General features: G+C 71.9%; 17 protein-coding genes and 1 tRNA gene. 5 read left to right on the top strand and 13 right to left on the bottom strand.

Annotation, left to right across the window (positions count from 1 at the left end):
• Positions 1-75: 75 nt before the first annotated feature.
• From ACYVD5_RS17015 to ACYVD5_RS17070, 12 genes are all read right to left on the bottom strand, one after another.
• A complete protein-coding gene (locus tag ACYVD5_RS17015; RefSeq protein ID WP_461002038.1) occupies positions 76-1,008 on the bottom strand; it encodes a type II secretion system F family protein in 933 nt (310 codons plus the stop codon).
• Positions 1,005-2,363 carry a CpaF family protein gene (locus tag ACYVD5_RS17020; RefSeq protein WP_461002039.1) on the bottom strand — a complete coding sequence of 453 codons (1,359 nt, stop codon included), beginning with the start codon at positions 2,361-2,363 and terminating at the stop codon, positions 1,005-1,007. The genes ACYVD5_RS17015 and ACYVD5_RS17020 overlap by 4 nt, the downstream gene beginning before the upstream one ends.
• Before the next feature lie 53 nt (positions 2,364-2,416).
• Positions 2,417-2,824: a TadE/TadG family type IV pilus assembly protein gene (locus ACYVD5_RS17025; protein ID WP_461002040.1), complete on the bottom strand. Its 408-nt coding sequence runs from the start codon at positions 2,822-2,824 to the stop codon at positions 2,417-2,419.
• 23 nt (positions 2,825-2,847) lie between these two features.
• Positions 2,848-4,554 (bottom strand): AAA family ATPase, encoded by a 1,707-nt coding sequence (locus tag ACYVD5_RS17030; protein WP_461002041.1) that lies wholly within the window; start codon positions 4,552-4,554, stop codon positions 2,848-2,850.
• Positions 4,554-5,345: a Flp pilus assembly protein CpaB gene (cpaB, locus tag ACYVD5_RS17035; RefSeq protein WP_461002042.1), complete on the bottom strand. Its 792-nt coding sequence runs from the start codon at positions 5,343-5,345 to the stop codon at positions 4,554-4,556. Before cpaB ends, ACYVD5_RS17030 begins: the two co-directional genes overlap by 1 nt.
• Before the next feature lie 80 nt (positions 5,346-5,425).
• Complete coding sequence (locus ACYVD5_RS17040; RefSeq protein ID WP_461002043.1) at positions 5,426-6,808, bottom strand: hypothetical protein; 1,383 nt, start codon at positions 6,806-6,808, stop codon at positions 5,426-5,428.
• Between the two features lie 861 nt (positions 6,809-7,669).
• Positions 7,670-7,742, bottom strand: a tRNA-His gene (locus ACYVD5_RS17045).
• 74 nt (positions 7,743-7,816) lie between these two features.
• Positions 7,817-8,464, bottom strand: coding sequence for an oligoribonuclease (gene orn, locus ACYVD5_RS17050; RefSeq protein ID WP_461002044.1), 648 nt, complete (start codon positions 8,462-8,464; stop codon positions 7,817-7,819).
• Between the two features lie 111 nt (positions 8,465-8,575).
• The gene (locus ACYVD5_RS17055; RefSeq protein ID WP_461002045.1) at positions 8,576-10,639 is read right to left on the bottom strand and encodes a DUF2510 domain-containing protein; all 2,064 of its coding nucleotides are present in this window, start codon (positions 10,637-10,639) and stop codon (positions 8,576-8,578) included.
• 175 nt (positions 10,640-10,814) lie between these two features.
• On the bottom strand, positions 10,815-11,348 hold the full coding sequence (locus tag ACYVD5_RS17060) for a hypothetical protein (protein WP_461002046.1): 534 nt from the start codon (positions 11,346-11,348) through the stop codon (positions 10,815-10,817).
• Positions 11,349-11,683: 335 nt separating this feature from the next.
• The gene (locus ACYVD5_RS17065) at positions 11,684-13,507 is read right to left on the bottom strand and encodes a substrate-binding domain-containing protein (RefSeq protein ID WP_461002047.1); all 1,824 of its coding nucleotides are present in this window, start codon (positions 13,505-13,507) and stop codon (positions 11,684-11,686) included.
• 281 nt (positions 13,508-13,788) lie between these two features.
• Positions 13,789-15,495 carry a substrate-binding and VWA domain-containing protein gene (locus ACYVD5_RS17070; RefSeq protein ID WP_461002048.1) on the bottom strand — a complete coding sequence of 569 codons (1,707 nt, stop codon included), beginning with the start codon at positions 15,493-15,495 and terminating at the stop codon, positions 13,789-13,791.
• Between the two features lie 328 nt (positions 15,496-15,823).
• On the opposite strand from ACYVD5_RS17070, the gene ACYVD5_RS17075 reads away from it, so the two are divergent.
• Together ACYVD5_RS17075 and ACYVD5_RS17080 are read left to right on the top strand one after the other, a co-directional pair.
• Positions 15,824-16,351 carry a hypothetical protein gene (locus ACYVD5_RS17075; protein WP_461002049.1) on the top strand — a complete coding sequence of 176 codons (528 nt, stop codon included), beginning with the start codon at positions 15,824-15,826 and terminating at the stop codon, positions 16,349-16,351.
• Positions 16,352-16,467: 116 nt separating this feature from the next.
• Entirely contained in the window at positions 16,468-17,346 is an 879-nt protein-coding gene (locus ACYVD5_RS17080) for a TrmH family RNA methyltransferase (protein ID WP_461002050.1), read from the top strand.
• A 56-nt stretch (positions 17,347-17,402) separates the two neighbouring features.
• Here ACYVD5_RS17080 and ACYVD5_RS17085 read toward each other — a convergent pair whose 3' ends face one another.
• Positions 17,403-18,629, bottom strand: coding sequence for an MFS transporter (locus tag ACYVD5_RS17085; RefSeq protein ID WP_461002051.1), 1,227 nt, complete (start codon positions 18,627-18,629; stop codon positions 17,403-17,405).
• Positions 18,630-18,695: 66 nt separating this feature from the next.
• On the opposite strand from ACYVD5_RS17085, the gene ACYVD5_RS17090 reads away from it, so the two are divergent.
• From ACYVD5_RS17090 to ACYVD5_RS17100, 3 genes are all read left to right on the top strand, one after another.
• Positions 18,696-19,058 (top strand): MerR family transcriptional regulator, encoded by a 363-nt coding sequence (locus ACYVD5_RS17090; RefSeq protein WP_461002052.1) that lies wholly within the window; start codon positions 18,696-18,698, stop codon positions 19,056-19,058.
• A 208-nt stretch (positions 19,059-19,266) separates the two neighbouring features.
• Positions 19,267-20,172 carry a 2-hydroxyacid dehydrogenase gene (locus tag ACYVD5_RS17095; RefSeq protein ID WP_461002053.1) on the top strand — a complete coding sequence of 302 codons (906 nt, stop codon included), beginning with the start codon at positions 19,267-19,269 and terminating at the stop codon, positions 20,170-20,172.
• A gap of 100 nt (positions 20,173-20,272) precedes the next feature.
• Complete coding sequence (locus ACYVD5_RS17100; RefSeq protein WP_461002054.1) at positions 20,273-21,967, top strand: bifunctional 3'-5' exonuclease/DNA polymerase; 1,695 nt, start codon at positions 20,273-20,275, stop codon at positions 21,965-21,967.
• Positions 21,968-21,972: the final 5 nt, after the last annotated feature.

Below are 21,972 nucleotides of genomic sequence, written 5' to 3' on the forward strand. Positions count from 1 at the left end.
CGTGGCCGGGGTGGCGGGTGCCGCACCGGCCGGGTGGGCCGCCTCCCGCTGGTGCAGCCGGTACGGCAGGTGCGGTCAGAGGTCGATACCGGTGGTCATCCTGCGGACGGCGATGAACCCGGTCAGGAACAGGCCGCAGGACAGTGCCAGCACCAGCGTTCCGGCCGCGCTTTCGGTCATCGTGCGGATGGCGTCCGGCTGCAGCATGTTGACCAGGAACAGCGCCCCGATCCCCATGGCCAGCAGCGCCCACGCCGTCGACGTGGTCTCGGTGAGGATGGTGTGTACCTCGCGGCGGGACTCCTTGCGTTCTTCCAGGGTCTCGGAGATCGACCGCAGCGCCGACACCAGCGCCCCGCCGGAGCGCGACGACACCAGCAGGGTCGACATCAGCACCCCGATCTCGCGGGAGGGCATCCGTTCTCGGAGCTCGTTCATCGCCTCTTCGAACGGCAGACCCAGCTTCATCGACTCGGCGGCGCGGCGCAGCTCCGAACCTCCCGGCTCCTCAAGCTCGTCGGCCGCCATGTCGATCGCCGTGGGCAGCGCCAGCCCCGCCTGGGTTGCGTTGGACAGCACCCGGGCGAGCTCGGGCAGTTGCGCTGTGAAGGCCTCCTTGCGCCGTTCCTCCTGGCGTTTGAGGTAGGCGAAGAACGCGAAACCCACGCCGATCGCCGCGGCCAGTCCGAACACCGGTGCCAGCGCCTGCCAGACGAACACCACCGCGAGCACCGCGGCCGCCGCCATCAGCGACACGAACGTCGACACTTTGACCTTGACCCCGGCGCGGGCCAACCGGTATTCGATCCGCTGGCCGGGTTCGGTGCGCCGCAGCAGCACGTCCAACCGGGCGAGCGGAGTGTTGGCGCGCCGTTCGACCTCGTGCAGCGCGCTGCGCGAGGCGAGCTGGCGCCGCTGCACGCTGCCGTCGATGTAGATGACCAGCCCGACGACGAACAGGCAGATCACCACCAGCGCAGCGGACAGGATGACGGTCGTGTAGATCACAGCGGGACCTCCGGGGAGGGCAGGGCGGCGCCGGTATCGGGCCGCCGGTGGCCGTTGGCCGCAGGCTGCACACCGAACGCACCCGGCACGGTCTCGCCGGCGCTGTGGATGCGCGCAGCGATGTGGCGGGGCAGCCGGTAGCGGCGGAACTCGCCCCGCACCCACTCGTTGCCGTCGCTGGGGTAGGGCTGGAAGTGCAGCAGCGGCTCCAACCGGAACTCCTCGTCGCGCTGCGAGGCCACGACGCCGACGTGCGACACCCGCCGCGAGCCGTCGGCGTAGCGACTCAGGTGCACGATCACGTCCACTGCCGCGTTGATCTGGTCGCGCAGCGCCTCGAAGGGGATCTTCACCTCCGACATCGACGCCAGGGTCAGCAGCCGGTACACCGCGTCCTCGGCCGAGTTGGCGTGCACCGTTGCCAGCGAACCGTCGTGGCCGGTGTTCATCGCCTGCATCATGTCGAGGGTTTCGGAACCGCGGACCTCGCCGACGATGATGCGGTCCGGGCGCATGCGCAGCGAGTTGCGCACCAGGTCGCGGATGGTGATCTGCCCGGCACCCTCGATGTTGGGCGGGCGGGACTCCAGCCGGATCACGTGTTCCTGCTGCAGCTGCAGCTCGGCGGAGTCCTCGATGGTGACCACGCGCTCGTCGGCCGGCACGAAGCTGGAGAGCGCATTGAGGAACGTGGTCTTCCCGGTGCCGGTACCGCCCGAGATGACCACGTTGAACCGCGCCCGCACCAGCGACGCCAGCAGGACCGCGGTGGTGCCGTCGACGCTGCCCTTGGCCACCAGCTCCTCGACCGTGAACGGCTTGGGGAAGCGGCGGATGGTGACCACGGGGCCGCTCAGCGACAGCGGCGGGATGATGACGTTGACGCGTTCGCCGCTGGGCAGCCGCGCGTCGACCATCGGGCTGGACTCGTCGATGCGCCGGTTCACCTGCGAGACGATCCGGTCGATCGTCTGCATCAGCTGTTCCTCGCTGGTGAAGGCGGTATCGAGGCGGTGCACGCGCCCGCGCTGCTCGACGTAGATGTGGTCGGGGCCGTTGACCATGATCTCGGTGATGCTTTCGTCGGCCAGCAGCGGCTCCAGTACACCCAGCCCCAGCGCTTCGTCGACGACGCGGCGCACCAGCCCGCCGCGCTCGCGGTCGCTGAGCACCGGGCCCTCGCGGGAGATGATGTGCCCGACGACCTTTTCCAGGCGGGTGCGGCGCTGGTCGAGGGTGAGCATGGCCATGTCGTCCAGGTTGACCTCGCGCAGCAGCCGCTGGCGCCAGTGCGCGACATGGTCGGTCTGGTGCTCGGTGGCGGGGTCGTCGGTGAGGCGGTCTTTGAGTCCCATGGGCAACTACCTGCGCTCGGATGGCGGTGAGTGGCGGACGGGGGATTCGGGGGTCACAGCGGCATCTCCACCCGGCGGGAGAGGTCGAACTCGAAGCCGGGGGTGGGGAACATCAGCGGGAAGTCGACGGTGATCTCGGTGTAGTACCCGCCGCGCCCGTTGTTTCCAACCGACACCTCGGCCTGGTCCAGCCACCCCGGCAGGGCCGCGCGGGCGGTGGATTCGGCGCCGGCCGGGCCCGCGGTGCCCGCAGCGCGGGCGGCGGCGCGCGCCGCGTGCTCCATCCGTTCGGTTGCGATGAACGCGAAGAAGGTCTCAAGCGCGATGGTGGCGACCAGCAGGAACACCGGGAAGTAGGCGGCGAACTCCAGGATCTGCGAACCGTGGTCGCCCCGGCCGGCCCGGCGCCGCGGGCGCGCCGCACGGGCGGGCCCGCGGGTGTCATACCTGCGCGGGCGCATGGGTGCTCACCTCCCCGGATGGCTCAGGCACCGTCGGTCTGTGCGGGAACGGACGGGTCGGCGGCGGGGTCGGGATCGCCGGAATCCTCGGGGACGATCAGCGCTTGGCTGCTGATGTTCCACGGGCCGTCGATGCCCGGCAGAAACACCGGTGTGGCGATGCTGACCTGGACGGCCCGCCCGGCATCCGTGCCGATCACCTCGGCGGTGAACGTACCTTCGTCGTTCCAGGGCGGGCTGACACGTTTGGCGGCCTGATCGGTGATGGCCTCGGTGTCGGAGACGTCGATCGCCGCCTGGCGCGCACCCTCGTTGGCGGCGTGCGCGGCGTACATGCCGGTCAGTCCCACCAGCAGAACCTGCCAGGTCAGCAGCAGCGCCAGCCCGACGAACGGCAGGGTGGCGGAGAACTCCACGAACAGCGCCCCGGAGTCGCCGCGCCGGCGCCAGGCCCGGGATCGGCGATCGCGCGGGGCGGCGGGTTCGGGACCGGTGTCGGCGGCGCCGGGTGCGGCGAAGTGGGCGGGGTCGCCGCCGGCCGCGGGGTCGCGGTCGTAAGGGGACTCGGGTCCGTGCAGCAGGCCGAGTTCGCTCGCGATCTGGGCGAAGGAGCGCAGCAGGGTTTCGTCGGTGAGACGGGCCGGGTTGCCGGTGTTGGAGGCTTCCTCGACCGCCCGGTAGGCGGCCGGCACCGCAGTGCGCAGCATGGGGGTGGCCAGCAGCTTGCGGGCGAAGTCCGGCTGGATCTCGTTCTTGCGGCTGTGGCGCATCAGCAGCGCGGTGGCGTTGCGGGAGTCGCGGATCTGCAGCCGCCCCCACATCGCGACGATGCGCTGGGCCGCCCGCAGCGCGGGCAGATCGGGGGTGACCAGCAGCACCGCGGTTTCGGCGAGTTCGACCGCCATGGCGGTGGCCTCGGTGGTCGCGGTGCCGCAGTCGACCAGGACGAGGTCGTAGCGCGACCGCAGCGCCCCCAGGATCTGGCGGGCGGCGCGCGCGGTGACGTCCTCGCCCCGCTCGCCGTCGTTGGGCGCGAGCAGGATGTGCAAGCCCTCGGGGTGGACGTAGAGGGTATCGGCGAGCATGGAGGCGCTGATGTCGTCCGCGGCCTCGACGAGGTCGGCGATGCTGCGCCGGTGCTTGATGTCGAAGTAGCCGGGAACGTCGCCCGACTGCAGGTCGAGGTCGACGAGGCACACCATCTTGCCCGAGCGGGCCGCGGCGCGCGCCACGTGGATGGTGCTGGTGGTGGTGCCCACCCCGCCCTTGGCGCCGCTGAAGGTGACGATGGTCCCTTTGCGGCCGTCCATCGGGACGTCGAGGGAGGCCGCCTCCAGGTGCCGCCGCAGCGTGCGGGACCAGTCGGCCGCTGCGGTGACCCGCTGGCCGATCTGTTCGGTGGTGGCGTGCGCCGGCAGCACACTGCGTGCGCCGGCCTCCATGGCGTTGGTGAAGGTGTCGGCATCGGCCTCGTCGACGATGAGGATAACGGCGAGCTGGGGGCGGTTGCGGGAGAGGTCGCGGATCAGCTCGAAGACCGGCAGCGGCCCCAGCCGCTCGTGGACGAGGACGACGTCGAGGGTGGGCATGCCGCTGACGCTGTCGTTGACCTCCTGCGAGGTGTGGTGCACGCCCACGACCTCGGTTTCCAGGAGCTCGTCGAAGCGCCCGCGCAGCGAGTCCTCAAGATCTGGCGAGGGGACGCCGAGCATGACCTGGTAGTTGCTCATCAGTTGTCCTCGCCCTGTTCGGGCTGCTCGGTCTGCCCGCTGCCCGACTGCGCCTGCTGGTCGGACTGGGCCTCGATCTGCTCGAGCTGGTCCTCGGCGCAGAACTGGACGTTGCCGGGGTCGCCTCCGCCCTGGGGGCTGACTCCGGCCAGACGCAGGCTGGTGGAGAAGGACTCGGCATAGGTGAGGTTCAGCGCCTGGTCGGGGGTGAGCCGGAAGGTCACCGGTACGACGCTGTTGGTATCGCCGGTGGTTTCGTCGATGGTCGACCCGGTGTCGCCGATGTCGAGGATCTCGATGTTGGTCAGCACCCGGTAGGCGCACGCCTGCTGCTGGCCCTCGCCGGGGTTGAAGGTGGCGTAGATGTCGACCCGCGACTGGCGGCCGACCTTGCCGGCCACGCCGGTTTCGGCGTCGACCATGATCGCGATCTCGCGTTCGCCCTCTTGGAGGTCGGGCGCTGCGATCACCATGCTGCTCTGCAGGAGTTCGCCCTTGCGCAGCGCGCTGGAGGCGACCGGCAGTCTGCCCACCTCATCGCTGATCTCGCCGAAGTCGCCGATGAAGGTTTCGGGGTCGAAGAAGCGCGCGGGGACCTCGTACTCCTCCAGCATCTGCGGAGTGATCTCCTCGTAGGGCTCCACGTTCTGGGTCAGGCGCAGAGTCGTGCGGGAGGTGCCGAGTTCGCTGTTGAGGTCGCTGACGTAGGCGACCACCCCGAGGAACACGGCGACACCGCCGATGGTGGCGATGATCATGAGCAGGATGCCGCGCCGTTGACGAGGGTTCATGGCGCTCCGTTTCTAAGCGGACGGGGGGCCGGAAGGCCGCTGCGGATCTCTCGGCGCCGGGGCGGGGCGGCCCGGGGCGCTCATTCGGGGGCACGGGGGACGAAGACGCCCTGCGCCCGCCGCGTATCGCCGGTGCGGTCGTCGGGGGGCGCGGGGTGCTGCGGTCCGGAGTCGGTCGGCGGGTCCGGGGCGGGACCGCCGGCCGGCGGCAGGGCCGGCAGTGGCCGTGCGGCGGCCGCCTGCGGCCCGGAGGCGGGCGGCGGTTGCGGCGTGTGGGCGCTCGGCGGAGCGGAGCCCGAGGAGGCGGACGGAGCCGGCGGGCCGTCGGGGTTCTCGGGCAGCGGCGGCAGCGCTTGGGGCACCGGCAGGTCCTCGTCCTCGACGGGTTCGGGGCGCCGCGGCCGCCGCGGCCGTGCGGGTTCGCCGGGAGCGGGCTGCGGCTGCTGCGCGGGTGCCGCAGGCGGGGGCCCGGTGGGCTGGGCCGACCGGGCCGGATGCGCGGCGGGATCGGCTGGGGCCGGGCGGGCCGGTGCGGCCGGCTGCGGCCGCGGCACCGGTGCAGGTGCAGGTGCGATGGCCGGGTTGCCGCCGGTGCGGGGACGCTGGGCCGGTACGGAGTTCGCGGCGCCGCAGAAGCGGCACACCTGGGTGACGGTGGGTTCGCCGCACCACGCGCAGGTTCCCGGCCGCACCGACCGGGCGGGTTCGGTCAAGGCGCGGGGGTGGGCGCTGAAGGCCACGAACTCGACATATCGCGGTGACCCCCAGTAGAGCGGTCCGAGCGGCTGGGCGGGCAGGCGGCGCGCCGCCACCGCCTGCAGCGCAGGCAGGAACTGTTCCTCGAAGCCGGAAGGGTCGGTGCTGCCGCCGCTGGAGAGCAGCACCTGCACGGGTTCCGGGGGCCGGAACGGCAGATGGGCCGCGAGGTCGGCCTTTGGCATGCGCCCCACCTGCGGCACCGGCGAGCACAGCGCGAGGTAGGTGACACCGGGGGCGAACGAGCCCAGGTGCTGGGGCACCGATATGGGGATCGTGGCGAGGTTGGCGACATTGCGCAGCCATCCGCCGGCCAGGGTGTGGCGGGGGAGTTCGCCGGCCAGGCCGGCGATCATGCCGGCCGGCAGGTAGGGGCAGAGGTAGGCGAGTTGGTCGGCGACAAGGGACAGCGCCAGCGGCGACAGGTCCAGGCCGACGGCCGCGATGGAGTCCTCGCGCAGGGCGCCGCGCGCGAAGGCGACGGCGCGCCGCGGGTGTTCGCCGCGCCAGTTCGGGTAGAGCGCGACCACCTTGGTGCCCTGGGCCGCGTGGTAGCGGGCGTAGTCGACGAAGGCGCCGGACCGTTCCGCCGGGTCATGGCCGTCCAGGGTGAAGCGCTGCGCCTGCACCCCGCCGAGGTGCCCCGTGCTGGGGATGTCGGCGAGGAGGGCGACAACGCTTGCGGACCTGGGCTGGTCATGGCTCACGTGGCAGGCTCCCGGAGGTGGGCTGGCATTGCTGCGGCCGGAGATCGGCTTTTCTGCTGCGGGGGGACAGTGAAGGGGCAAGCGGCACTGTCCTGGCATATGGTAACGGTGCGCGTCTGATCAATGGGGTTGGAGTCCGCTCTCTTGTTGCATTGGCGGTTCCGGGGCGCGGGAAGCCCGTAGTGCGGCCGGAGCTGAGCATGACCAGGGCGGGCCTGCAGCGGAAATGATCGCGGCCCTTGGTCCGGCGGTCCCGCGCGATTCGATTTGCGGTCATTGGCCATCGTGCGCGAGCGGAAAAAGGTGAGTAGAGCCGCACCTGTGCGGTTTTCGTTCCCCTGATTTGCACCCGCTCTTTGCCGGGCCGAACGGCGGTGTTCTCTCGGGTGGCGTCCGGACCTGCGGATCCGCGGACCGGTTCAGGGTGCGGGCGGCGCGGCGGCTGCAGGGGGTGCAGCGGGGGCGGGCTCGGGCGCCGGCGGTGTTCGGCGGGTATCGGGCATGGGGGGCTCCTCGGGTAGGCGCTGCGCGCGGGTGCGGCGGTGCACCCGGCGATGGATGGGGGAGTGCGGGTGGCCGCCGGCCCGGTTGCCGCAGGCTGCGGAGTTCCGCACGAACCCCCATCGCGTTTGTATCGTAACCAAGCACTGCCGCCCCGTGCCTAGGAGAATCCGGCGGCTGTGGAAAACCGGCGTGCGGAGGCTGGGGTGCCCGGTGCGGAGCGGAGCCCGCTGGGAGCGGGCGGATAGCCGGTTCGCCGGCCGCGGCACACGGGCGCTGCGGCGCGGCGCCGCGCCCGGAGTCCGAGCGCAAAAAGGCCCCGCGCCACGGTCTGAACCGTGGACGCGGGGCCGATACCCGGGTGAGTGAGGGGACTTGAACCCCCGACTTCTTGGACCACAACCAAGTGCTCTGCCAACTGAGCTACACCCACCATGGCCGCGGGCCCGGGATGTGCCCGTGCCTGCGCTCCAAGATGATTCTAGCGGATGTGCGGGGGTGCTCCGATCAGTTTTCCGATCCGGGGGAGCGGTCGGCCGGCTGGCGCGGGCGGCCCGTGCCCCCGGCGACGACGTCGGCGGCGATGGAGCGGGCGGTCGCGCTGTCGGGTCCGGGCGGCGCGACAAAGGCCGCGGCGCGGTAATACCGCAGCTCGCGGATGCTTTCGGTGATGTCGGCGAGTGCCCGGTGGCCGCCGTGCTTGTCCGGGCTGGCGTAGTAGATGCGCGGGTACCAGCGCCGCAGCAGCTCCTTGATGCTGGAGACATCAACCATGCGGTAGTGCAGGAAATCGTCGATCCGGGGCATGTCGCGGGCGAGGAAGAGCCGGTCGGTGGCGATGGAGTTGCCGCACAGCGGCACCTTCTTCGGATCGGCGACGTAGCGCCGGATGTGCTCCAGCACGAGGTCCTCGGCCTCCTGGAGCGAGACCCCGCCGTCGAGCGCGTCGAGCAGACCCGAATCGGTGTGCATCTGCGTTACGAACTCGCCCATCTGGTCCAGCGCGGCCCGCGGCGGCTTGATGACGACATCGACGCCCTCGTCGAGCTGGTTCAGCTCGCCGTCGGTGATCAGACAGGCCACCTCGATCAGCGCGTCGTGTTCGAGGTCGAGCCCCGTCATCTCGCAGTCGATCCACACCAAGCAGTCATTCATACCGGCCAGCTTAAGCCGTTCCGCCCTGCGGTCGACCGCGGTGATCGTGCCGCGTACGCCCGGGAAGCCCTTTGCCGGGTGCGCAAAGCACCGCAAGGGGCCCGCCCGCGGCTACAGGTCGATGCCGATCAACTGTTCCATGAAGTTGTAGGTGTCCGAGAACTCCAGGTAGGCGGCGAGGCCCACGCCTCCCACCAAAAGCAGCAGCACGAACATGAAGCAGCCCAGGCAGCCGCCGCATCCGCTCTTCTTTTTCTTGCGTTGGCGGGGCTGCTGCGGCGCGGGGCCGGGCGCGGGCCGACCGCCACCGCCTCCACCGCCCCACGGGCTTTGGCCGCCGGCGGGCGGGCCCCACTGCTGCGGGCCGCCGCCGGGCCCGGCCTGGTAACCCGGGCCGGGCGGCTGCGGCGGCCGGCCGGCGTGCGGCGGGTATCCGCCCGGTTGGGGCCCGCTGGGATAGCCCTGCGGCATCGGCGGCTCCGAGCCCCGCTTCTTCTTGCCGCGGCGTTTCTCCGGCGCCGGTCCGGGCGGCGGCTGCTGGCCGTAGTAAGGGGCGGGCGGCCCACCCGGCGGCGGGTATGCGCCCGGCGCGGCGTTGGCGCCGTAGCCCGGTTGCGGCGGGTAGCCCGGGGGCGGTCCGTAGTCCCGCGGGGGGCCTGGCGGCTGCGGTGGTTGCTGCTGCGGCGCGGCGGGCGGGTAGCCGGGGGCGGGGCGGCCGCCGCTGGGTGTGTAGCGCTGCGCGGCGTTGGGGTCGTAGGGCGCCTGCGGGCCGGACGGCGGAACTTGCGGTCCCGACTCGGGACGCTCGGCCGGCCGGTCGGCAGCGGCCCCCGGCCCGCCGGGGGCGCCCGCACCGGCGGCCCCGCCCGTTCCGGGTGCCTTCGGTGCTTCCTCTGCCGGGCGCTGCGCCGCCTGCTGTGCTTCGGCGGCCCGCCGGGCGTTCTCCTCTTCAGCCCGTTTGGCCTGCTCCTCGGCGCGTTTGCGGGCCTCTTCCTCGGCCTGCTTGCGTTGCTCCTCCTGGCGCTGCTTGCGCTCCTCGGAGATCTCCGACCAGCCCTCCTTGAGGTCGCCGAGCAGCTTGTTCAGGCTGAACTTGCGCTGCCGCTCCTCCTCGGAGTCGGAATCGCCAGGCTGCGCGGCGGCTTCAGCGCCGTAGGCCCCGGCGCCGCCGACCGCACCCGCTCCCGCGTTCAGGGTCATGCCGGGGTCGCCGGGGTTGAACACCGCGGTCTGGGGCGCACCGCCCCCCTGCCCGCTGCCCGCGGACGGACGCTGTCCGCCGCTGGCGAGGTCGGCGGTGGACTCGGCACCGCCCTCGCGGGGCCCGATGTGCATGGTCGAGCCGGCCGCCGGGCCGCCGCCCAGCACGTCGTCCGTTGGTTCGTCGTCGGCGGGGTCGTGGCCGCCGGGGGGTGCGGGGGGAGTCTGCGGGGTGAAGCGTGCGGTGGCGTCGGGGATGGCGCCGTGCAGGTCGTCGGTGGGTTCGTCTTCGTCGGCGGGGTCGTGGCCGCCGGGGGGTGCGGGGGGAGTCTGCGGGGTGAAGCGTGCGGTGGCGTCGGGGATGGCGCCGTGCAGGTCGTCAGTGGGTTCGTCTTCGTCGCCGGGGGCGGGAACGTCCCGAGGCGGTGGGGATTGGCCGGATGCGGCCGCGGAGCCGATACGCATGGTGCTGGGCTCGTCGCCGATCCCGGGGCCGGCGGGTGCGGAGCCGGGCCACCGGCCCGGTTCGGCCCGCATCGTGGCGCCGTCGGCGAAGCCGCCCGCGGGCTCGGCGTTGCCGCCGCCCGGAGGCGGCCCGGGTTGCTGCCCCGGGGACATGCGCATGGTGCTGGGCTCGTCGCCGATCGCAGAGCCGGGGCCGCCGGCAGCCGCACCCGGTCGCTGGTCAGGGGCGATGCGCATGGTGCTGGGTTCGTCGCCCACCTGCGGGCCGTCTGCAGGCGCGGCGCCGCCGAGGCCGGGCGCAGTGGCCTCGGCATCCGCCTCGGCCGCCGCCCCGCTCAGGTCCGCGGTCGCCTCGCCGTCCGTATCCCCGTCCGCGGCCGGAGCGGGCACCGCCTGGAGTTCGGATAGGGAACGTACGTGCTGCGTCCACTCGTCGCCGTTCCACCAGCGGAGGAGGTCCTGCCCGCCGTGCGGATCCGCGTACCAGCCTGGCTCGATCGATCCACCCATGGCCGACAGACTAAAGGGTGCGCGGACCGGCACCGACCGGCCGTCCCCCGCCCTGCGGCCCCGTGCGGGGCTCATGTACCTGGGGTAACCGGCGTTGCAGTACCGGGGTTGTCCGGTCGGTGGTGCGGCGCCGGCGAAACCGGTCCATCCGGGACATCGATCCTGGCGACATGTCCTAGGCGCTCGCCGCCGCCGCGTAGCGGAGCTCGGTGTCGGAGGCGCGCTCCACCGGGGGCAGCGCCGGCGGCTGCGGGGCGGCTGCGGGCCGCGGGCGGCCGGACTGCTGGGGGATGCCGAGCAGCAGTTGCGGAGAGATCGCCCCAGGCGTGCTCGACTGCGTACCGGGCACCTGGGAGTGGCCGAAGTGGCCGCCGCGCGCCCATAACCGCTCGCAGGAGGCCCGTTGGTGCGGGGCCGGCAGTGCGGCGGGCGGAGCGCCGGCCGGCCAGCGGCGCGGGATCTCCCAGGAGTCCAGCCAGTGCAGGATCGGGTCCAGCTCCCGCAGCGGTGATTCGGTGAAGGGGGAATGGGACCATCCGATCACCCGGATGACAACGCACACGCGTCCCTCGCAGGCCCGGTCGGGGGTCCCCGCGGTGAGTTCGCCTCCGGCCGGCGCCGTGGCCGGGAGCAGCTGCACGGTCTCGCCGGTTCGGGGGTTCCACACGAGGTGTCCGGTGCGCCCGTCGCCGACGAGGCGCTGCGCCACCGAGCGGGCCGTCAGGGCAGTGGGATCCGATTCCGTCGTCAGCCATACGGCGCGCGGCGCCCCGCCCGCAAGATGCGCTCCTTGCGGGGATGTGCAGGGGACTCGTTTGGCGCCCGGCATCCATGCGTTGACCACTGCAGCCACCTCTCACCACTCCCGCGCGTTCCGACCCCCTTTGAGTACGTGAAGTGGAGGCCTAAGTCCATAGGGGGTAAGCGAGGGGAAAGGGTGATCTATCCGTCCGGATTGATCCCCGGTCTCCCGCCCCCGGGCCCGGCTGCACGCGGCCCCTGCCGGGCACGGCCGGACGGTGCTTGGCAGGGGGCCGGCCGGGCTCAGTCGCCGCCGGTGTCGAGCCGGTGGGAGAACGCCTTGAGGAAGATGTCGCCGATCTCGGTGGGGTCCTCGGTGGTGTATGCGGCGCCGCCGGTCGTGTCGGCGATCCGCTGCAGCGGCTTGGGGTCGATGTCGGGACCGAAAGCGATGGTGAAGATCGGGATCGGCCGGACCGGGGAGGATTCCTCCTCCAGTTTCGCGATCAGCTTGTCCAGGCTGATGCTGTCGGCGTCGTCGTTGTTGCCGTCGGTCAGCATCAGGATGGAGTTGACCCGGTCGTCCTTGTAGGTGCGCGACATCTGCCGGTACGCGGCGAGGTAGGTGTCGTAGAGGCCGGTGTCGCCGTCGGGCACGGGCTGCATGGAGCCGAGCGCGGCGGCGATCGCTTCCTTCTGCGTCGCGCCGTCCTCGGCTTCTGCAGTCAGCTCGCGCACCGGCAGCAGCTCCTCGTAGTCGAGCCCGTCGTTGATGCCCACGGAGAAGCGCCACAGCCCGTGCTCGGCGTCCTCGGGGAACAGGTCGAGCCCCTGGGTGGCGGCCGCCGCGGTGATCTGCATGCGGTTCATGCCGGTCCCGGGCACGGATTGCAGCATGGAGCCCGAGACGTCGACGACGGTCAGCAGCCGCGAGTCGAGGCTGAGCCGGTTCCAGGCCTGGGTGAGCCGCTGCACGTCATTGGTGGAGGGGGTGGGCAGGTCCTGGGGCGCCGTCTTGTTGAATCCGGAGTCCGCGGTGAGCACCTGCGGGTCGGCGTCGCCGCCGGGGGTGCGGAATCCGTCCTGGAGCAGCAGCCGCTTGGAACGCTTGCGGGTCAGCTCTTTGCGGAACAGGTCGGCCGCCTGTGAGACGACCGGGTCGGTGCTGCGGTCGATGTAGGGGTAGTCCAGCGTGTAGGTGCCCCCTTCGGGGTAGCTGATCTGCGCCGGGGCGCCGCTGTGGTCCTGGTTGTACCGCCAGGCCGCCTGCTCGGAGAGGACCAGCATGCTGGAGGCGCCGGGGTGCTCGGCGAGCTCGGTGAAGGCCGCCTGCTGGTCGGGCGCGACATTGCGCTGCAGGGCCTGCAGCGCGGCGACGAGCTGGGGCCCGCTTTCCTTCTTTTGCTCCTGGCCGATGGCGCCGGCCACGAGAGCGAGCGTGGCCATGCCCGAGGAGCTGCGTACGGGATCGACGAGCTGCACCTGCGGATCCTCGGAGCCGCCGGAGTCCGCGGCCGGTGCCGCGGTGGGCACGAGCGACTGCCAGGAGGGCTGGTCACCTGCCGCCTCGGCTTCGGCCGGGCGTGTCAGGACCAGCGGCGAAGCGGCCACCGAGGTGCCGGTGTCGGTGAATGCGGCGTCGCCCGAGTCCTCCCTGACGAGGTTGGACCACAGGGAGGAGTCGGGGATCCACACGTCGGACTCGGTCCCGCCGGAAGACGGTCCCGAACCGGTGATGCCGTAGGTGACGCCGGCGGACTCGGCGGCGCGAACCTCGGCCTGCACGCAGCGGCCTTCGACGCCCTCGTTGTTCTCGTTGAACCGGGCGGCGGCCTTCTTGAGAGCCGGAGCGATTTCCGGGCTGGCGGCGACGGTCAGGGGGACCTCCTCCCCGCCGCAGCCTCCCCGGGTCTGCACGACGTACCAGCCGGTGGCACCGAGGCCGATGATGAGCACGAAGGCGGTGGAGAACGCAAGGACGGCCCGTCCGCGCCGGCGTCTGCGCCGGCTGCGGCCGGCCGGCCGGTGGTCGCGGCTGCGGGTCCGGCGGTCCGGGCCATCGGAGTGGTCCGGGTGGTCCGCGCCGTCTTCGGGGTTTCCGCGGTGGCGTCCCAAAATCTTCCTCACGGGGTCTGTACCTGGGGGCAGGTGTGGAGAACGGTACTGAACTCCGCATTACGGGTTAAAGACCGTCTAAAGGATGACCACTCCGTATCCGGGTGCGGGATGATCATGGGGTCGGCGGCGAACTCCCGGTGAGTCCGGGGTTCGCGGTGTCGCTGCGGACGGAGGGGCGCGGCGATGCCGGGGTGATACCGGAAGTAACACCGTTATGCGATCGTGACAATCTTGGTGGCCGGGTCGGTCCGGGCGGTACCTCGGAAGCAGTGCACTGCGCGGCCGGCCCGTCACCGCTCGCAGTCCGGAACGCACAGCCGGCGCGAGATCGAGCTGAGGAAGATGTCGCCGATCTCGTCGGGGTCGTCGGTGACCGAGAGGGTTCCGCTGGTCGCGGCGGCGATGTCGGACAGTGCGGCGCGGTCGGCCTGGTCGCCGAAAGCGATGATGAACAGTGTCACTGGGCGTTCGGGATCGAAGCGGTCCTGCAGCTCGGCGACCAGCTCCCCGCGGGAGATCCGGCTGGAGCCCCCGTCTCTTCCGGCGGTCAGCACGATGACGCTGTTGATCCGGTCCTCGCGGTAGGAGCCGGAAACGGTGTCGTAGGCGGCGAGAATGTTGTCGTACAGCCGCGATCCGCCGCCTTCGACCTCGATGCCCTCGGCGATCCCCTGCAGTTCCTCGCGCCGGGTCGTGCCCGACCCCGTGTCGGCGCTGCCCAGCTCGGCCGGCCCCTCGACCTCCTCGCGCCCGGATCCGCCCAGCTCTTCGGAGAGCAGCCACAGCCCGAGTTCGGTGCTGTCCGGGAACAGCGACAACCCCAGCAGCGCGGCGTCGCGGGTGACATCCAGGCGCGTGCCGCCCCCATCGATGCCGGCGCGCATATGGCGCGAGACGTCGGCCAGCACCAGGGAACGCGAGGGCATCGACAGCCGGTTCCAGTCCTCGACCGACGACAGCAGCGCGTCGCCGGTCAGTTCCCGGTGGGTCTGCGGCGGTTCGGCGACGATGCCTTCGCTGCCCAGCAGCGGAGCCGCGGCCGTGCCGTCGGGTTCGCGGAAGCCCAGCTCGCGCAGCCGCTGCCGGTAGGGTCCGCTGCGCAGGACCGACCACAGGTCCTCGGCCGCGGCGCGCATGTCCGGGTCGCCGCTGGTCAGCACGTAGGGGTAGTCCAGGCTCACCGTTCCCTCCCGCGGGTACAGCGCCTGCAGTGCCGTTTCGGGACCGGTTTCGTTGTACCTGATCACCGCCTGCTCGGGGAGCACGGCCAACGGGGCGCGGCCCGAGGGCACCGGGTAGACGCCGGCCGGGTCGACCGCGCCGAAGGCGGTGTCGGGCTGGGCGTCGCGGACGAACGCGGTCATGGCCGTGTCGGCCTCGTCGCCGCCGCCCAGGTGCCGGCGTATGGCGTGCATCGCGGTCATGCCCGCGGCGCCGCGGTTGGGGTCGACCATCACCAGCGGGCGCTCGCCGGGGCGCTCCTCGGGCAGCAGCATCTGCCAGCGGGCGGAGGAGGGCGCCGGCAGTCCGGGGGTGTCGGCGGGCGCGGCGATGACCACCGGGGTGGAGGCCGCAGAGCGCGGATCGGTCCCGATCGTGCGCGCGCCAGCTTCAGAGACCCGGGCGAGCTCGACCCAGGCGGAGGACTCCGGCACCCACACGTCGGGCGCGATGGTCGAACGGCCGGTGCGCCCGCCGGACAACTCGGTCATGACCAGGTGCGGCGGCACCTCGGCGGCCTGGGCGAACACGCAGTTCCCGGAGTATTCGCGGTCGCCCTCGTTGAACCGGTCGGCGGCCTGCTGCAGTACCGGCGCGATGCTCAGTGCCGCGGCCACCCGCAGGTAGCGGGTTTCGGCGCAGTCGGCGAAGCGCACGGCGACCGGGACGGCGGCGCTCAGCGCGGCGATCAGTGCGACCACCGCAGCGGTGAACCCCAGGGGGGAGGTCAGCGCGGTGCGGGTGCGCGAGGTCTGGCGGTGTCGGCCGTTGGGCACGTGGCCTCCGGGGGTGCAGCGGGTGCTTGGCCGCGACCCTACTGGTTGGTAATGCGGGAGAGAAGCGCCACATTCGCAATGGGATCGAACCATACGCCCGGCATGGCCACTCTTACCGAGCGTGGCTATTATGCGTACTCGGCTCAGACCGGTATCTTGCGGTGTGCGCGCCCATGCGGCCGGATTGCTTCCCGATCGCCGCTGTGCCCGGGTTCCCTCAACCGGTGCAAAGCGCGCCTTCGGGGGTATTCGCGGGAAGAAGGGGCGACATGGGGATCTTTCCCCGTCATTGCCCTGCGTAGTAAATCGACTCCCTAGAGTGGCGGCTATGGTGAAGCTGAACCCGCGCCGAGGATGGATCGGCCCCGCCGGGACCGCGGTCCTCGGGGCACTCTGCCTCGGTGGAGCCCTCTCCTACGGCGTGGCCGTGGGCGGCTCACTGCTGGCGCCCGAACCCGCGCCGGCCGCCGAATCCGCGGTCAACGCGGTCAGCAGCCTCGGCCCGACCCCGGATGCGCCGGTGGGCGAACTCCACATCCAGGTCGTCGACCAGGGCCGCGCCTACGTGCAGAACCTCACCTGCGAAGGCGATCCCAAGTCCGACCCCGGCGCCTGCGCCGAAACCGCGCGAGTCGCCGCCGAATGGGCTGCAGGCACCGCCGAAGGCACGCCCGAAAACCCCTTCGCCGAGGTAGCCGAAGGCGCGGTGTGCACGGAGAAGGAGTACGGCCCCCAAGAGGCGGTCATCACCGGAACCTGGGAAGGCGAGCGGGTCGACACCACGGTCGACCGGTCCGACTCCTGCCAGGAGGCCCGCTGGCAACGGCTCCGGCCGGTAACCGCACCGCTGGGCTGATACCGGCGCCCGATGGCCGCCGGCCGCCGCTACCACGCCCGGCCGGCCGCCGTGCCCGGTCACGGCCCCGGACCCCCGTCCGAAACACCGCCGGATGCCGCCGATAATCGGTGGGCATGGACGTCATCGAGGTGCCCGATCCCGGCGATACGCGCCTGGCCGACTACTTCCGGCTGCGCGACGCCAACCTGCGCAAGAGCATCGAGGCCGAGCACGGGCTGTTCATGGCCGAAGGCGACAAGGTGATCCGGCGGGCCCTCACCGCGGGCTACACACCCCGTTCGCTGCTGCTGACCCGGCGCCGCCTCGAAACGCTCTCGGGACTGGCCGCCGCGGTCGATGCCCCCGTCTACGTGGTCGACGACACCGTCGCCGAGGACCTGACCGGGTTCGATGTGCACCGCGGCGCGCTCGCGTCCTTCCACCGCCGGCCGCTGCGCGGCGTCGCCGAGGTGCTGCACGGCGCCCGCCGCATCGCCATCCCGGAGGACGTACCCGACCACACCAATGTGGGGTTATGTAAAACGGCGGACTCGGCGAGCGGGCGACCGCGGGTCGCGCTCCTGGAGAACCTGGTGGACCACGCCAACGTTGGCAGTGCGTTCCGGAATGCGGCCGCCCTCGGCATCGACGCGGTCCTGGTGACTCCGGAGTGCGCTGATCCGCTCTATCGGCGAGCGATCAAGACGAGTATGGGGAACGTCTTCAATGTCCCCTGGACACGTATCGGCAAGATGCCTGAGACGCTCGACCTGCTCGGAGCCCACGGATACACGACGGTCGCTCTCACGTTGTCAAAGGACGCGATCACACTGGATGACCTGGCGCAGCGAGATCTGCCGGCGATCGCGATGGTCTTCGGCACCGAGGCGGCGGGCGTGGATCCTCGGACTGCCGGGCAGGCCGACCTGCGGGTGAGGATCCCCATGGAGGCCGGTGTTGACTCGCTCAACGTCGCAGCGGCAACAGCGGTGACGTTCTACGCGACGCGGTAGGCCCTGAGCAGCAGAGCGGGTTCATGATGGCCGGGACCTCGGGGCTGCTGCGATCTTCACAGACTGCGCTCCGTCGTATCGGCATCGGCATCAGCAGAGATGTTGTCGGGTTGTGGGGCGCGGAACGCTAGGGCGGTGAGGAGCAGGCCGAGGAACGCGAACATCGCGCCGCCGAATCCACCCCATCGCAGGAGCCCGGCGGCGACGCCGAATCCCCCGAGAGCCGATCCGATCGCGTTGGCCATGTTGAACGCTCCCACGTTGACAGCCAGAGCCAGGGTCGGCGCGGTCGAGGCGTGGCGGAGTATGAGCGACTGCAGGGGCGCGATCGTCGCGGTCGAGAGCAGGCCCAGGATCAGGACCAGCCCGATCGTCGGTGTCGGATCCCCGGCGAGCAGCGGGAACGCAGCCAGGACGACGGTCAGCGCGAGGAACACTCCGACGAGGGTCCTGCCGAGCGAGAGATCGGCAAGACGTCCGGCGATCAGGTTGCCGGCGAAACCACCCGCACCATAGGCCAGCAGCAGCGCGGGGATGACACCGGCGGCCATACCGGTCACGTCGGTGAGCAGCGGCACGAGGTAGGTGTAGACGACGCTGACTCCCGAGAAGCCGATCACCGTGGTCGCCACCGCCAGCAGCACCGGCCCGCGCAGCAGCGTGCGGACCTCGTCACCGATGCCGGTGGCCGGAGCGGGTGTTCGGGGCATGGCCGCGGCCAGCAGCAGCGCCCCGAGCGTCGCGGCGGCCGCGACGGCGACGAACGGTATCCGCCAACTCGTGCTTCCTCCCAACAAGGTACCCAGCGGTACCCCGAGCACGGTGGCGACAGTGAGCCCGGAGCTGATGATCGCGATCGCCTGTCCCTGGCGCGTCGGCCCCATCGTTTCAGCCGCGGTGGTCAGTCCGATGGCGAAGAGCGTGGCCTGGCTGCACGCCGAAACCACTCGTCCGGCGATGACCCACGCGAACGACGGCGCGAGGGCGGTCACCACGGTGCCTGCGATGAACAAGCCCCCCATACCCAGGGCCAGGCCTTTCCGCGGCAGTCGGGCGGTGAGCACTGTGACAATGAGGCCGCCGATCGCGACCCCGAGTGCATACGCCGTCACGGTCTGCCCGGCGGTGGCGATGCTCACTGACAGATCGGCGGCGAGCTGCGGAAGAACCCCGGCGACCAGGTACTCGGCGGTGCCCGTGCAGAACACCAGCAGTACGAACCCGGCCAGCATGAGTACAGGTCTGGTACGGGCAGTGGAGGAAGGAGAGAATTCAACGTTCACGCTGCTATGCTCAACATTCACATTGATGTGAAGGCAAAACGGTGGGTAGAGAGTGGTGCGAGTCACTTGCGTATTGCCGAGGTCGCCGACCGCACCGGCACCCCCTCCCGGCTCCTTCGGTACTACGAGGAGCAGGGCCTCTTGGCGCCCGCGCGCAACTCATCCGGGTACCGCGACTACAGCGAGCACGACGTTGAGGTCGCGCGGCGCATCCGCCGGCTCCTCGATGCCGGGCTCAGCACCGCGACCATTCGCATTGTGCTGCCCTGCCTGGCCGAACGCGCCGGCCGTCTCGCCCCGGTCTGCAGCGACACCGTCGACGACCTCAAACGCGAACAGGCGCGCATCGAAGCGTCCATCGAAGCCCTGACGGCCTCGCGCGATGCCATCAGCGCTGTGATCACCGGTGGGGAATGGGCCGGTGCGTAGCACGCGGGACGGCGGGGGCCGTTGGGTGCGCTCGTGAGGCGGCCATCGCCTGCTACGAGCTGATGCGGCCCGCCTGCCCGGCCGGGTGACGCGGCGGCGCGCGGAGCCGCGCCGCGGGACGTTCCGGCGGGGATGCTAAAAGTGGGCACAGCGGGCGCTGCCCGGCCGGGACGGCGCCGAGAGCGACGAGCAGTAGGAGACACCGAACATGGCCGAACGCGTGCTGGTGCCCTGGGCGCAGAACCTGGACAACGCGCCGGAGGGGATGGTCGGCGACGTATTCGCCGGCGAGGGCGAGCCCGCCGCCGACCTGTCCCAAGTCGCCTTCTACGTGGTGCCCTACGGCCGCGGACAGCGCCTGGACCTGATGGAGCGGATGCCGCGGCTGCGCGTCGTCCAACTGCTCACCGCCGGCTACGAGCGTGCGCTGGCGCAGCTGCCCGACGGGGTCGAGCTGTGCAACGGGCGCGGCCTGCACGATGCGAGCACCGCCGAACACGCCCTGGCGCTCATCCTCGCCGCGCAGCGGGAACTGCCGCGCTGGGCCGCCGACCAGGCCGCGCAGCGCTGGCAACCGCACTACACGCGCTCGCTGGCCGATTCCCGCGTGCTCATCGTCGGCTACGGCAGCATCGGCGCGGCGCTGGAGGAACGGCTCGCCCCCAACGAGTGCGACGTTGTGCGGGTGGCCCGCCGCGCCCGCCCCGACCAGGGCGTGCACGGCATCGACGAGCTGCACCGGCTGCTGCCCGAGGCCTCGGTCGTGGTGCTGACCGCGCCGCACACGCCCGATACCGAAGGCCTCATCGGAGCCGCGGAACTGGCACTGCTGCGCGACGACGCCCTGGTGGTCAACGTCGGCCGCGGCGCGCTGCTGGACTCCGCCGCGCTGCTGGCCGAGAAGGGCCGGGTGCGCGCGGCCCTCGACGTCACCGACCCGGAGCCGCTGCCCGCCGGCCACCCGCTGTGGGAGGCGCCGGGCGTCTTCGTCACCCCGCACGTCGCCGGGGGCGCCGACACCTTCTACCCGCGCGCCCGCCGCTTCGTCGACGCGCAGCTGCGGCGCTGGGCGGCCGGAGAGCCGCTGGACAACGTGGTCCGCCCCGGAAGCTGACCCGCCACCGGGGACCGCCCGCGCTGGTCTGCACCCGAGCGTGGGCCGGTGCCGCCGTGCCGGGTGGGAAATGCGGGCACCATGGAGCAGACTGGCCGGTATGCGTATCGCGGTGGTGGCTGAGGCCGAAGGCGGCGGGCGCCTGCGCGAACTCTCCGAGGACGGTGCCGGTGCCGGCGGTGCGCTGTGGCGGGTCGGCAACCTCGCCGGCGCCGTCGCCGACCACGAGAGCCGCGGGCGGCCCGGATCGCCCATCCGCTGGATCCTGGACGACACCGCCCAGATCTACCCCGCCCTGCTGGACCGCGGGGTGCGCATGTCCCGCTGCCACGACACCACCCTGGTGGAGGCGCTGCTGCTGGGCTACCACGGCCGTTTCGGCGAGCCGCATTCGCTGGGCGCCGCCTGGGCGCGGCTGCACGGCCGCGAGGTCCCGGCCGACCCCGCGCCCGCCGGCGGCGAGGGCGCCGATCCCCAGCCCACCCTGTTCGAACCCGACCGCTCCACCCTGCCGCCCGACGCCGACCCGATCGAGGCGCTCACCGAGGTCTACACCGACCACCAGCGCCGCATCGCCGAGCTGCCCCACCCCGGGCGCTTCGCACTGCTGGCCGCCGTGGAGTCCGCCGGAGCACTGGGCGCCGCCGAAATGGCCCACGCAGGCGTCCCCTGGCGCGCCGACATCCACGACGCCGTCCTCACCGAGCAACTGGGCCCGCGCCCGCCCGCCGGTACGCGCCCGCCGGTGCTGGCCGACCTCGCCGCCCGCATCTGCGAGGCCTTCGGCCGCACCGTCAACCCCGATTCCCCCTCGCAGCTGCTGCGGGCCTTCGAGGCCATCGGCCACCCGGTCCCCTCCACCCGCTCCTGGGTGCTGGAGCGGGTGGACCACCCGGTCGTACCGCTGCTGCTGCGCTACAAGGAACTCGCGCGGCTGCACTCCGCGCACGGCTGGGCCTGGCTGGACAACTGGGTCTCCCGCGGCCGGTTCCGCACCGACTACGTCGTGGGCGGGGTGGTCTCGGGCCGCTGGGCCACCCGCGGCGGCGGTGCCCTGCAGATTCCCAAGGTCGTGCGCCGCGCCGTGGTCGCCGACCCCGACTGGACCCTCGTCTGCGCCGATGCCGGCCAGTTGGAGCCACGCATCCTGGCCGCGGTATCCGGCGACTCCGGGCTCGCTGCGGCGGGCGGCAGCGACGACCTCTACGCGAGCCTGGCCGACTCATTCGGCGGCGACCGCCAGCGCGCGAAGATCGCCCTGCTCGCCGCGATGTACGGCCAGACCAGCGGCGACGCGGCCCAACTGCTGCCGCGGATGCGCCAGTCCTATCCGCGGGCCGTCGAGTACGTCGACTCCGCCGCGCGCGACGGCGAGGAGGGCCGGCTGGTCCGGTCGTGGCTGGGCCGCACCTGCCCGCCTCCGGCGTGGGGGTCGGCATCCGGGCTGTTCGGCGGGGCCGGCGAGCACACCGCGGCACCCAGCGAGCGCGCCGCACGCGAACGCGGCCGCTTCACCCGCAACTTCGTCATCCAGGCGACCGCCGCCGAATGGGCGCTGGTGCTGATGGCGGCCGTGCGCCGGGGGCTCGCCGAACTCGACACCGCACACGGCCGCGCGCAGATGGTGTTCTTCCAGCACGACGAACTGCTGCTGCACGTTCCCCGTTCGCTGGCCCAACCCGCCGCCGACACCCTGCGTGCCGCCGCCGACGAAGCCGCGGCGATGATGTTCGGCGACACCCCCGTCCGCTTCCCGCTCGACATCGCCATCGTCGACCGCTACTCCGACGCCTGAACCCG

This window comes from Streptomonospora sediminis (genome assembly GCF_054778995.1).